Origin of the sequence: Amycolatopsis sp. lyj-23 (assembly GCF_046549135.1) — a bacterium.
Lineage (GTDB): Bacteria > Actinomycetota > Actinomycetes > Mycobacteriales > Pseudonocardiaceae > Amycolatopsis.
The window spans coordinates 391,970-404,398 of sequence record NZ_JAJPWN010000006.1 but is presented as its reverse complement, the minus strand read 5'-3'; the positions used below and the strand labels follow the sequence as shown (position 1 = coordinate 404,398).

Here is a 12,429-nt window from a genome sequence, read left to right as displayed (position 1 = left end):
CCCCCCGTCTTCCACACTACCGGCGACCACCGACAGTTTTCCCGCCCCAGCAACCTCCCACCCGACCCCACCCCCACGGTTCACCCCAACGAGCACCCCGTCGGCGAAACCCGCCGATCCATCGCCGACCTGCCCACCCCTCGCCACAGTGGCATCCATCGCACCCCGACGTCGCCGACCGGCCGACAGCGTTCGCCGAACGGCTTCCGGCCCGATCAACTGAACCGATCACGTTGACCTCGACCCGCGCAACACCCCCCCGAGCACGGCTGGTCAGGGCCGCGTACCACCGCGCTACGCAACCCGTCAGTAGCTTGACCGATCCCGCGATTTCCAGGCCCAGAAAGGGTTTTCGGGTCTCGCGGAACCCCTGGGTCTTCATGTGATCCGCCGTCGCGGCGCATTAGTGTGGGGTGGCCGGCTCAACGTCGAACCGGCGCGGTGCCACCTCACGCAAACTGGAGTGTTGTCTCACATGAGCTCGACCGGAGTCTCGTCCCTACCCGGAACCGGAGCCGACGCCGAACCCGAATTCGGTGCCCCGCGCTCCCCGGCCAGCCCGGAGCAGATCAGGGACGACCTGATCGACGCCGCGGCCGGGCTGGCGCCGGAGATCGGTGAGCTCATCCGGCTCTACTACCGGCACATCCCGCCCGAAGAGATCGTCGGCGACGAGCCCGTCAACCTGGTCGGCGCCGTCCGGTCGCACCTGCAGCTGGCCAAGTCGCGGATGCCCGGCCGCCCGGCCGTGCGGCTGCTGAACCCGACCGTCGCCGAAGACGGCTGGGCGCGGGAAGCCACCGTCGTGCAGGTCGTCACCGATGACATGCCCTACCTCGTCGACTCCATCGCCGCCGAATTCGCCCGCGACGGCGTGCAGGTGCAGCGGATCGTTCACCCCATCGTGGTGGTCAGCCGCGACCTCACCGGCGAACTCCTCGAAGTCCACCCCGATGCCGACCCGGCCGAGCCGCCCGCGAACTCGGCCGCCGAGTCGTGGATGTACATCGAGATCGACTTCGTCACCGACCGCAACCGCGCCCGCGAGCTCGACAACCGGCTCTCCAGCGTGCTGGGCGACGTCCGCGAGGTCGTCGAAGACGCCGACAAGATGGCCCAGACCGCCTGCCAGCTCGCGAGCGAACTGGAGACCGACCCGCCACAGCTGCCCGAGGACGAGGTCGCCGAGGGCGCCCGCCTGCTGCGCTGGCTGGCCGACGGCCACTTCACCTTCCTCGGGTACCGCCGCTACGAGATCGTCGACAACCCGCACCCGGACTCGGACGAGCCCGCGCTGCGCGCCGTCCTGGCCTCCGGCCTCGGCGTGCTCCGCCAGGACAGCCTCGCCGCCCGCGGCCTCACCGCCGGCCCGGACACCGCCACCACCGCCCTCGCGCCGAAGCTGCTGGTGCTGACCCAGGCGAGCGCGCCTTCGACCGTGCACCGGCCGGTCTACCCGTACTACGTCGGGGTGAAGACCTTCGACACCGAGGGCAACGTCACCGGCGAACACCGCTTCCTCGGCATGTTCACGACGACCGCGCTGCACGAGAACGTCCTGGACATCCCGGTCGTCTGCAAGCGCGTGCGCGAGGTCATCCACCGCGCCGGCTTCCCGATCGAATCGTTCTCCGGCCAGCGGATGCTCGAAATCCTGCAGAACTGGCCGCGCGCCGACCTGTTCTCGGCCGACACGGACTCGCTCTACTCGACGACGACCGGCGCGATCACCCTGGCCGACCGCCGCCGGCTGCGGCTGTTCCTGCGCCGCGACCCCTACGGCCGCTTCTACTCCTGCCTCGTCTACCTCCCGCGCGACCGGTACACCACGCGCTCGCGGCTGGCGATGCAGGAAGTCCTGCTCGAAGAGCTCGAAGGCACTCAGCTCGAATACAGCGCGCGGATCGGCGAGACCGTCCTCGCGCAGGTGCACTTCGTCGTCCACACCGACCCGGCGCGCCGGCTCGACCCGGACACGCTGAAGATCCAGGACCGGCTGAACAACGCCGTCCGCACCTGGGACGACCGGATGGTCGAGGCGGTACTCGACGAACGCCGGGAGCGCGCCGACGGCGGCGTCGCGGTCGGGATCGTCGGCGAGGAATCGGCCACCGAGCAGGGCCAGCGCTTCGCGATGGTCTTCCCCGAGGGCTACAAAGAGGACTTCACCGCCGAAGAGGCCCTCGGCGACCTCCGCTCGCTGGACTCGCTGACCGACGAAGGCGACCTCGCGCTGTCGTTCTACCGGCCGGCCGACGCCGGCCCGGGGGAGCGGCGCTTCAAGCTCTACTTGCGCGGCGAGGGCGTCACGCTCTCGAAGGTGCTCCCGGTGCTGCAGGCCATGGGCGTCGAGGTGGTCGACGAGCGGCCGTACGAGCTGCACCGCGAGGACGGCGGCGCGTGCTGGATCTACGACTTCGGCCTGCGCGTCGACCAGAAGATGCTCGACGAGTCCGACGAGGACGCCGTCGACGAGTTGCGCGGGCGCTTCCAGGACGCCTTCGAGGCCGCCTGGCGCGGTGACGCCGAGGTCGACGGCCTCAACGGGCTCGTCCTGCGCGGCGGGCTCACCTGGCGCCAGGCCGCCGTGCTGCGCGCCTACTCGCGCTACCTGCGCCAGGCCGGCAGCGCGTTCTCGCAGGACTACATCCAGAACACGCTGCTGAACCACACGCAGATCGCGACCAAGCTCCTGCGGCTGTTCGAGGCCCGCTTCGACCCGAAGCTCGCCGACGCCGACCGCGAGGCCGCCACGGAGGCACTGGTCTCCGAGCTGAACGCGATGATCGACGAGGTCACCAGCCTCGACGAGGACCGCATCCTGCGCCGCCTGATGGCCGTTATCCGGGCCACCCTGCGGACGAACTACCACGTCATGGGCACCGACGGGCGGCCGCGGACGTTCCTGGCGATCAAGCTCGACCCGGCCGGCGTGCCCGACCTGCCCGAACCGCGGCCGAAGTTCGAGATCTTCGTCTACTCGCCGCGCGTCGAGGGCGTGCACCTGCGCTTCGGCGAGGTCGCGCGCGGTGGCCTGCGCTGGTCCGACCGGCGCGAGGACTTCCGCACCGAAATCCTCGGCCTGGTCAAGGCGCAGGCGGTGAAGAACGCGGTGATCGTGCCGGTCGGCGCGAAGGGCGGCTTCGTCGTCAAGCGCCCGCCGGCCCCCAGCGGCGACGCGAGCATCGACCGCGACGCCCAGCTCAACGAGGGCATCGCCTGCTACCGCATGTTCATCTCCGGCCTGCTCGACCTGACCGACAACCGCATCGAGGGCAAGACCGTGCCCGCGCCGGGCGTCGTCCGGCACGACGCCGACGACTCCTACCTGGTCGTCGCGGCCGACAAGGGCACCGCGAAGTTCTCCGACATCGCCAACGAGGTCTCCGCGCAGTACGGCTTCTGGCTGGGCGACGCCTTCGCCTCCGGCGGCTCGGTCGGCTACGACCACAAGGCCATGGGCATCACCGCCAAGGGCGCCTGGGAGAGCGTCAAGCGGCACTTCCGCGAGCTGGGCAAGGACACCCAGACCGAGGACTTCACCGTCGTCGGCATCGGCGACATGATGGGCGACGTCTTCGGCAACGGCATGCTGCTGAGCGAGCACATCCGCCTGGTCGCGGCGTTCAACCACATGCACGTCTTCCTCGACCCGGACCCCGACGCGGCGACGTCGTACGCCGAGCGGCGGCGGCTGTTCGACCTGCCGCGCAGCTCCTGGGACGACTACGACCGCTCGCTGATCAGCGAAGGCGGCGGGATCTACCCGCGCACGGCGAAGTCGATCCCGATCAGCCCGCAGGTCCGCACGGCGCTCGGCCTCGAGGACATCGTCACCGCGCTGGCGCCGATGGACCTGATCCAGGCGATCCTGCTGGCGCCGGTCGAGCTGCTGTGGAACGGCGGCATCGGCACCTACGTCAAGGCGGAGACCGAGAGCCACGCCGCGGCCGGCGACAAGGCCAACGACGCCATCCGCGTCGACGGCAAGCAGCTGCGCGTCAAGGTCTTCGGCGAGGGCGGCAACCTCGGCCTGACCCAGCTGGGCCGGATCGAGTTCGCGCGGAACGGCGGCAAGATCAACACCGACGCGCTCGACAACTCCGCCGGCGTCGACTGCTCCGACCACGAGGTCAACATCAAGATCCTGCTCGACCACCTCGTGCAGACCGGCAAGCTGGAGCGCGAACAGCGTAACGAGCTGCTGGAGGAGATGACCGACGAGGTCGGCGCCCTGGTGCTCGAGGACAACTACCGGCAGAACGCTGTGCTCGGCGTGAGCCGGGCGCACGCCGCGCCGATGGTGTCGGTGCACGCGCGCCAGGTGCAGGCGCTGGTCTCCGCCGGCGCCTTCGACCGCAAGCTCGAAGCGCTGCCCAGCAACTCGGAGTTCCGCGAGCTGGAGAAGGCGGGCAAGGGCCTCACCTCGCCGGAGCTCGCGACGCTGCTGGCCCACGTCAAGCTGGACTTGAAGGACGAGCTGCTGGCCAGCGACCTGCCCGACTCCAAGGTCTTCGCCGCGCGGCTGCCGGAGTACTTCCCGAAGCCGCTGTGCGAGCGGTTCCCGGACGCGATCGGCGAGCACCCGCTGCACCGCCAGATCATCACCACGATGATCGCCAACGAAGTGGTCGACGGCGGCGGCATCTCGTTCGTCTACCGCCTGATGGAGGAGATGAACGCCACGGCGACGGACGCGGTGCGCGCGTACGCGGTCGTGACGCAGGTGTTCGACCTGCCCGCGCTGTGGCAGGAGATCGACGCGCTCGACAACGTCGTGCACACCGACGTCGCCGACGCGATGGTGCTGGAGACGCGGCGGCTGCTCGACCGGGCCGCGCGCTGGTTCCTCACCAACCGGCCGCAGCCGCTGGCCCCGCTGTCGGAGATCAAGCGCTTCCGCCGGGTGCTCGACAAGCTGGTGCCCAAGCTCGGCGACCTGTTGCGCGGCCGCGAGGCCGAGTCCGTGCAGAAGCACATCGACGAGCTGATCGCCGCGAACGTGCCCGAGGGCCTCGCGCGCCGGGTGTCGCTGCTGCTGCACACCTACGGCCTGCTCGACGTCACCGAGGTGGCCGAGCTCGCCGAGCAGCAGATCGGCGTGGACGCCGTGCACAGCCCGGCCGAGACCGCAGAGCTGTACTACGCGCTCTCGGCGCACCTGGACATCGACCAGATGCTCACCGAGATCAGCAAGCTCGAACGCGGCAACCGCTGGCACGCGCTCGCCCGGCTTTCGCTGCGCGACGACGTCTACAGTTCGCTGCGGGCGATCACGCTGGACGCGTTGCGCCACAGCGATCCCGGGTCGTCCGGGGACGCCAAGATCGCGCAGTGGGAGAAGACGAACGCCTCCCGGCTGCAGCGGGCGCGCGTCGCGCTCGACGAGATCACCAAGTCCGGCCGGCTCGACCTGGCGACGCTTTCGGTGGCGGCCCGCCAGATCCGGAGCACGGTGCGGTGACCTACGTTGCGCACGTCCGCCCGCGCTGGACGGACATGGACGTCTACGGCCACATCAACCACGCGAAGCTGGTGACGCTGCTGGAAGAGGCCCGCATTCCGCTGCTGTTCGAGGCGGCGGTCGAGGCGGGGCTGGAGCAGCTGCCGAAGGGCATCGTCGTGGTGCGGCTGGAAGTGGCCTACAAGGCGCCGATCGTGGTGTCCGGGCAGCAGCTGCGGATCGAGATCGACCTGACCGAGCTGCGCGCGGCGAGCTTCACGCTGGCCTACCGCGTCCGCGGCGGCCCTTCTTCGGACGACCGCGTGGCGGTCACGGCGGAGACGGTGCTGGCGCCGTACGACACGGTCGAGCTGCGGCCGCGTAGGCTCACCCCGGCCGAGTCGGAGTTTCTGAAGCAGGGGTTCGCGGATGCCTGAGTTGTTCGTGCCGGACGCGGCCGACCGGGAGACCCTCGGCGCGTTCGTCGCCCGCGCGGTCCGGCTGGACGGCCAGACGGCCGTCCGGCTGCGTCAACGCGGCGACGGCGTGGTCGAGGCCTGGACGGCGACGCCGTTCGAGTGCCTGGCCACCCGCGCCGTGGCCGGCGACGTGACCCCCGGCGACGTCACGGTGTCCGGCAACGAGCTGCTGGCGGCGCTGACCGTGGCGGGCGGCCCCCGGATGGACCCGGGCCCGGCCCGCGACCTGCTCTGGCACGGCGAGCTGCCGCCGCCGGGCCGCTGGCCGCTGGTCGACGAGCTCCCGGCGCGGGTGGTGTCCGAGCTGGCGGACCGCGGGGTGACGCTGGCCAGGGACAACGTGGGCCCGCACGGCACGCCGCCGGCGTCCCTGATGGACCAGGCGGTCCTGACGGTGACCGGCGGGTCGGTCGAGGTCAAGGTCCAGATGCGCTGCCTGTTCGCGATGTCGGGCATGGGTTTCGTGGATTCGGACGTTTCCGGCGACGTCGTCCGCGTGACGGCGACGGACTCGTGGCTGCGCCTGGACGCCCGTTACGGCGCGATCGTCCGGCGCCGCCACGCGCTCCTGCCGCTGCTGTTCTGACGAAGTCCTTACGGCGGCCGCCGGTGCCGCCCATCGGTGGCAGTCTGGAGTCATGAGCCCGGACGAAGACCCGACCGCGGACTTCCTCGACGACGTGCGCGCCGAGGAGACCCCGTGGCGCCGGGACCGTCCGGCGGGCGCGCGGGAGACGCCGCCCGCGGAGAGACCTGAGAGGTGGGGCCGCACGCGAGCGGCGGGCCGGGCGGCCGCCCAAGCGGCGCCCTACCTCCAGGCCGCCGCCCTGGTGGCGTGGCTGGCCAGCGGCGCCTTCGACGACGGCTCGGGATCGGGCGACCAGTCCGGCTGACCGCGCGCACCGCACACGCCTCGCCCTCGCAAGGCCCGCCCTCCCTGGGGGCTGCCCCCGCTTCCAGCGTATCGGCGGCCACCGACAGAAAAGGCCGCCCGAAAGGCCCCTACCCGGAGTTATCCACACCCAACACAGGCTGTGGAAGCCTCACACCAGCCAAGCGGCCGAATCCGCAGGCAGCTTCCCCCCAACGAGCGGACTGCTCGACAACAACACCTCACCCGGCGGCAAGGCGATCGGCGAAGCGGAAGTATTCAAAGCACAAACCAACCCACCCCCACGCCGCCGGAAGGCGAAGCACCCCGCCGGTGCCCCGTACCACTCGAGCTCGTCCCCGCTGAACGCCGGATGCGTCTTCCGCAACTCGATCGCGGCCCGGTACAGCGAAAGCGTCGAGTCCGCGTCCTCGATCTGCTTCTCCACCGTCAACCCCGCCCACGAAGCCGGCATCGGCAGCCACGTGCGCGGGTTCCGCGAAAAACCGAACGGCGGCAGGTCGCCCTCCCACGGCAGCGGGACCCGCGAGACGTCCCGGCCGAACTCGGCTCCGCTCGTCTTCGCCCGCGGATCCGCCATGTCCGAAGGCGACAGCGAAACATTCGCCAGCCCCAATTCCTCGCCGTTGTACAGGTACACCGCGCCCGGCAGGGCCAGCTCCACCAGTGCCATCGCCCGCGCGCGCCGGACCCCCGTGTCGCCGCCGCCGTAGCGGGTGACCTGGCGCCAGACGTCGTGGTTGCCCAGCGTCCAGGTCGCCGGGGCGCCCGTGCGGGCCGGGACCGCCAGGGACCGCTCGATGGCCGTGCGCATGGCGTCGGCGTCGAAGTGGGTCAGCACCAGCCGGAAGTTGAACGCCAGGTGCAGCTCGTCCGGCCGCAGGTAGCGCGACAGCCGTTCCTCGTCGGTCACCCAGATCTCGCCGACCGCCATCGCGTCCGGGAACTCGTCGAGCACCTTGCGGATCATCTGGTGGATCTCGTGGACGCCGTCGTGGTCCCACCGCGGGTCGTAGTAGTGGTTCGGTCCGATGCCGTTCGCGCGCGGGTCCATGTCCGGCAGGCCGGGTGGCTTGGCCATGCCGTGGGCGACGTCGATGCGGAAGCCGTCGACGCCGCGTTCGAGCCAGAACCGCAGGGTGCGCTCGAGGTCGGCGGCGACCTCCGGGTTGGCCCAGTTCAGGTCCGGCTGCTGCGGCGCGAACAGGTGCAGGTACCACTGGCCGTCCGGCACCCGGGTCCAGGCCGGGCCGCCGAACGCGCTGACCCAGTTGTTCGGCGGGTCCTCGCCCCGGGGGCCGACGCCGTCGCGGAAGACGTACCGGTCGCGCTCCGGGCTGCCCGGTGCGGCGGCCATCGCCGACTTGAACCAGGCGTGCTGGTTGCTGGTGTGGTTCGGGACCACGTCGACGGTGACCTTGATGCCCCGCTTGTGCGCTTCGGTGAGCAGCACGTCGAAGTCCCCGAGGGTGCCGAACATCGGGTCGACGTCGCGCGGGTCGGCGATGTCGTAGCCGTGGTCGGCCATCGGGGAGCGGTAGAACGGCGTCAGCCACAGCGCGTCGACGCCCAGCAGCTCCAGGTAACCGAGCCGGGAGTGGATGCCTTCCAGGTCTCCGACGCCGTCACCGTCCGAGTCGGCGAACGAGCGCACGTAGACCTGGTAGAAGACGGCATCGCGCCACCAGGCTGGCTCTCTCATACGAAGCTGTTCATCATGCTGTGCGCAGCCATCTCCAGGTAGGCCCAGAGCTGCCCGCGGTACGGCTCTTCCAGGTTCTCTTCGTCGACGGCGATCCGGATGCACCGCAGCCAGGCGTCCCGCTCGATCGGCCCGATCTTGAACGGCCCGTGCCGCATCCGCAGCCGCGGGTGCCCGCGCTGGTCGGAGTAGGTGTGCGGGCCGCCCCAGTACTGGATGAGGAACAGCCGGAAGCGCTCCTCGGCCGGCCCGAGGTCCTCTTCGGGGTAGAGCGGACGCAGGACCTCGTCGCGCGCGACCTCCTCGTAGAAGCGCCCGACGATGCGGCGGAACGTCGGTTCGCCACCGATCGCTTCGTAGAGGTTCGCCGGTTCGCTCACTGCAGACACGCCTTCCATTTTGCCCCTGGGGTCCGGGTTCCCCGACGCCCGGTCCGCTCATGCCGGATGGTCGCAAACCCGTTTCCCAGCGTAACCGTGCCCGCCACGGCGACCGTCCGCGAAGACCGGCCGCTCGGTCACTTCTTGTCGGCGACCGCCGGAGCCGCGGGCGGGAACAGCCGGCCGAGCGGCGGTTCGAAGCCCGCCTCCTCCAGGGCCGCCAGCAGCTGCGCGCGCAGGGCCCGCTGCACCGCCCACTGCTTGCCCGGGCGCACCTTCACCGTCAGCCGCAGCTGGATGCCTTCCGGTGTGACGCTTTCCACACCCAGCATCTCCGGCGGCTCGAGGACGTTGTCCTTCAGCGCGTCACCCTCTGTGGCCGCGGAGGCCGCGTCGGCGAGCACCGTCGCCGCGCGCTCGACGTCGGCGGTGTAGCCGAGGGGGACGTCGACGACCGCGACCGCGAAGCCCTGGCTCGAGTTGCCGACGCGCAGCACCTCACCGTTGCGGACGTACCAGACCGTGCCCTTGACGTCACGCAGCGTGGTGATCCGGAGGCCGACGGACTCGACCGTGCCGGAGGCCTCGCCGACGTCCACGACGTCGCCGACGCCGTACTGGTCCTCGACCATCATGAAGATGCCGGACAGGAAGTCCTTGACCAGGTTCTGCGCGCCGAACCCGATCGCGACGCCGATGATGCCGGCCGAGGCGATGATCGGGCCCAGGTTGATGCCGAGTTCGCCCAGCACGAGGATGAACGCCAGGCCGTAGATCAGGAACGTCGCCATCGACTTCAGCACCGAGCCGATGGTCATGGCGCGCTGGCGGCGCCGTTCGATGACGGCCGCGCCGAGCACCTCCGGGGCGCGCTCGCGCAGGGGGCGCAGCAGCGACGGGAGCTTGCCGCCGGACTTCGGCAGCGTCGTGACGCGGTTGATCAGCCTCCTGACGAGCAAGCGGACCACGAACGCGATCACGATGATCATCAGGATCTTGACCGGCTTGGTGATCAGCCAGTTCGCCGAGCCCGCGAGCCACTCGTTGTGCGTCACGGCGAACACCTGGGCGCAGAACGTGCTGGGGTCCTTCAGGCACGGCGGGGGGTCGGCGGGGAGCAGGGGGAGCACGGCGGTTCGTTCATCCTTCCGATCGGGTCGGCTGCCCCAACGGCGAGTGGATGTTGGGTCGCGCGGATGTGACACGTCTTGTAACACACGTGCGCTGGGGGCCTGTTCTGTGGTCGACTATGCCTACGCCCCTGGAGGTGGTCGAGTGCCAGACCGACAACCCAGCCCCCGCGGCGCCTCCGGCCGAGCCACGGCCGACGAGGCGCCAGAGGTGGTTCTGCGTGCCTATCCGGGGGGTTCCGCATCCGGCGGAACCGTCCCGGCCGGGCCGGGGACCCGCCCAGGGGGAGTGACCCGCCCGCCCGGACAGCGTAGTAGAGGCCGGGATCCGGCCGCCCCGGCCTGGGGCCGACGCCGGGTGCTCCTGCTCAACGCCACCTTCGAGCCGCTGACGGCGCTGCCGCTGCGGCGCGCCGTCGTGCTCGTGATGTGCGGCAAGGCCGAAGTGGTCCACGGTGACCCCGGCGGCACCGAACTGCATTCGGCGAAGGTGTCGTTGCCGGTGCCCTCGGTGATCCGCCTCAGCACGTACGTACGCGTACCGTATCGGGCCCAGGTGCCGCTGACCCGCGCGGGTCTCATGCACCGCGACCGGTACCGCTGCGCCTACTGCGGAGGGCGGGCCGAGACGATCGACCACGTCCTCCCGCGCAGCCGGGGTGGCCCCCACAGCTGGACGAACTGCGTCGCCTGCTGCGCCAAGTGCAACCACCGCAAGGCGGACCGGCTGCTCTCGGAGATCGGCTGGCGGTTGCGCGTGGTCCCGCGCGCCCCGCACGGTCCGCACTGGCGGCTGCTCGCCCACTCCAAGGAGGCCGACCCGCTCTGGCGGCCGTACCTCGGCTCCGCAGCCTGATCGTGGCGGCGGCACGGGTCGCGAAGCCCGCGGACGACCCCGCCTGAGGCGGCTGAGGGAGCCTGGACAAGCCGGCGCCCCGGCTGCCTTGCGGCGGCCGGGGCGAGCCGGGTGCTTGCGCGAAGTGCTCAGGTAGTGCGCGGCCCTGGAGTACGGGGTCAGGCGGCGAGCGTGTAGTCGCTCTGGCAGGTGACGCGGGTGCCCATGGTGACGCGCGTGCCGCGGGTGACCCGGGTGCCTCGCGTGACGCGGGTGCCGCAGGTGACTCGCGTGCCGGCCGTCACACGCGTGCCCATCGTGACGCGGGTGCCACGCGTGACCCGGGTCCCTCGGGTGACTCGCGTGCCCGCCGTCACCCGGGTGCCCGCCGTGACGCGCGTTCCCGCCGTGACACGTGTACCGCGAGTGACACGTGTACCCCGGGTAACCCTTGTGCCCGCCGTCACACGCGTTCCGGGGACGAATTCGATGTCGCTCAGTGACGACAAGGTCTCGGTGATCGCCTGTGCGGGCGTGTGGACGCTGTTCATGGCAAGGCCTCCTGGGACCGGTGCGTTACCTGCTGGGGCTGAGGAGCGGGGCGCAAGGCCCGTACAGGTGAAAAAGCTACGAGGATTTCAAGGCCCGGACAAGACGACAGCGGCGGGTGCGGCCGCCTGTACGTTGAGTTGCAACCTTTCGGCCCGACGGTCTTCGCCCCAACGTGCCAGTGCCCGCGAGCCAAGCGGCGGACGGCACTCGGCTTACGACGAACGGTCGAGTGCGCCGCGCGCGGTGGGCGCGGAGGTCATCCGATACGCTCAGCGCCGTGAACGTTGTCGAGACGATCGTGGTCTTCGCCGTGATCCCGCTGGCCATCTACGGCCTCGCCGGGCTGCTGACGCTCCGGCGCAGGTCCGGCGGTGCCTCGCGGCCCCGGTCCGGCCAGGCCTGGGAGTACCCGGCCATGTGGTGGAGCGCCAACCCGGAAGGTGCCGGCACCGCGCACGGGCACGCCGGTACCGAGAACAGCGCGCCCGAGGGCGCCCCGACCGCGGCGGGAGGCGCTCGTGGCAACTGGTGAGCTGACGAAGCGCGTCGACGAGTCCGAACTGGGCTACGGCGAGGCACTGATGGCGAGCGGCCGCGTGTCCGCGGCCAGGATGTACGAGCCGGAGGCGCCGTCCGGGCCGTTCAACACGCGGCAGCTGGCCCGCCTCGACGAGGCGCTGACGTTCGCGAGCCGGGAAACCGGCCTGGACTTCAGCCTGTACCTCGGCGAGCTGGGGGCGGAAAGCCGCGCGACGGCGGAGCGGCTGCACGCGACGACGGCGAACCCGGCGAACGCGGTGCTGATCGCGGTTTCCCCGGGCGAGCGGCTGATCGAGATCGTCACGGGCCGCACGGCGCACCTGCGCCTGCCGGACCGCGGCGCCAAGCTCGCGGTGGCGAGCATGGTGGCGTCGTTCAAGGAGGGCGATCTGGTGCGTGGGCTGGTGAACGGCCTGGTGAACGCGCTGCGGATGCTTTCGGACCAGGCTGGTCCGGCGCCTCGGTAGGTTTCTGAC

General features: G+C 70.9%; 11 protein-coding genes. 7 read left to right on the top strand and 4 right to left on the bottom strand.

Annotated elements, in window-relative coordinates; genetic code table 11:
• Positions 1-475: 475 nt before the first annotated feature.
• Genes ACLJPY_RS17765 through ACLJPY_RS17750 form a run of 4 tightly spaced genes read left to right on the top strand, consistent with a single transcriptional unit; the run spans position 476 to position 6,815 of the window.
• Complete coding sequence (locus tag ACLJPY_RS17765) at positions 476-5,464, top strand: NAD-glutamate dehydrogenase (RefSeq protein ID WP_410589772.1); 4,989 nt, start codon at positions 476-478, stop codon at positions 5,462-5,464.
• On the top strand, positions 5,461-5,880 hold the full coding sequence (locus ACLJPY_RS17760) for an acyl-CoA thioesterase (RefSeq protein WP_410589771.1): 420 nt from the start codon (positions 5,461-5,463) through the stop codon (positions 5,878-5,880). The genes ACLJPY_RS17765 and ACLJPY_RS17760 overlap by 4 nt, the downstream gene beginning before the upstream one ends.
• On the top strand, positions 5,873-6,508 hold the full coding sequence (locus ACLJPY_RS17755) for a hypothetical protein (protein ID WP_410589770.1): 636 nt from the start codon (positions 5,873-5,875) through the stop codon (positions 6,506-6,508). The genes ACLJPY_RS17760 and ACLJPY_RS17755 overlap by 8 nt, the downstream gene beginning before the upstream one ends.
• A gap of 52 nt (positions 6,509-6,560) precedes the next feature.
• The gene (locus ACLJPY_RS17750) at positions 6,561-6,815 is read left to right on the top strand and encodes a hypothetical protein (RefSeq protein ID WP_410589769.1); all 255 of its coding nucleotides are present in this window, start codon (positions 6,561-6,563) and stop codon (positions 6,813-6,815) included.
• Between the two features lie 150 nt (positions 6,816-6,965).
• Here ACLJPY_RS17750 and ACLJPY_RS17745 read toward each other — a convergent pair whose 3' ends face one another.
• The 3 genes from ACLJPY_RS17745 to ACLJPY_RS17735 all read right to left on the bottom strand — a co-directional run bounded on the left by ACLJPY_RS17745 (position 6,966) and on the right by ACLJPY_RS17735 (position 10,026).
• Positions 6,966-8,516 (bottom strand): glycoside hydrolase family 13 protein, encoded by a 1,551-nt coding sequence (locus ACLJPY_RS17745; RefSeq protein WP_410589768.1) that lies wholly within the window; start codon positions 8,514-8,516, stop codon positions 6,966-6,968.
• Positions 8,513-8,914 carry a globin gene (locus ACLJPY_RS17740; protein WP_410589767.1) on the bottom strand — a complete coding sequence of 134 codons (402 nt, stop codon included), beginning with the start codon at positions 8,912-8,914 and terminating at the stop codon, positions 8,513-8,515. Before ACLJPY_RS17740 ends, ACLJPY_RS17745 begins: the two co-directional genes overlap by 4 nt.
• Positions 8,915-9,033: 119 nt before the next feature.
• Entirely contained in the window at positions 9,034-10,026 is a 993-nt protein-coding gene (locus ACLJPY_RS17735) for a mechanosensitive ion channel family protein (RefSeq protein ID WP_410589766.1), read from the bottom strand.
• A gap of 358 nt (positions 10,027-10,384) precedes the next feature.
• On the opposite strand from ACLJPY_RS17735, the gene ACLJPY_RS17730 reads away from it, so the two are divergent.
• Positions 10,385-10,882: an HNH endonuclease gene (locus ACLJPY_RS17730; RefSeq protein WP_410589764.1), complete on the top strand. Its 498-nt coding sequence runs from the start codon at positions 10,385-10,387 to the stop codon at positions 10,880-10,882.
• 158 nt (positions 10,883-11,040) lie between these two features.
• On the opposite strand, the gene ACLJPY_RS17725 is transcribed toward ACLJPY_RS17730, so the two are convergent.
• Complete coding sequence (locus tag ACLJPY_RS17725) at positions 11,041-11,412, bottom strand: hypothetical protein (protein WP_410589763.1); 372 nt, start codon at positions 11,410-11,412, stop codon at positions 11,041-11,043.
• Positions 11,413-11,690: 278 nt separating this feature from the next.
• Between ACLJPY_RS17725 and ACLJPY_RS17720 the strand changes: the two genes are divergently transcribed.
• Positions 11,691-11,945, top strand: coding sequence for a hypothetical protein (locus ACLJPY_RS17720; RefSeq protein WP_410589761.1), 255 nt, complete (start codon positions 11,691-11,693; stop codon positions 11,943-11,945).
• Entirely contained in the window at positions 11,932-12,420 is a 489-nt protein-coding gene (locus tag ACLJPY_RS17715; RefSeq protein WP_410589760.1) for a DUF5130 family protein, read from the top strand. The genes ACLJPY_RS17720 and ACLJPY_RS17715 overlap by 14 nt, the downstream gene beginning before the upstream one ends.
• Positions 12,421-12,429: the final 9 nt, after the last annotated feature.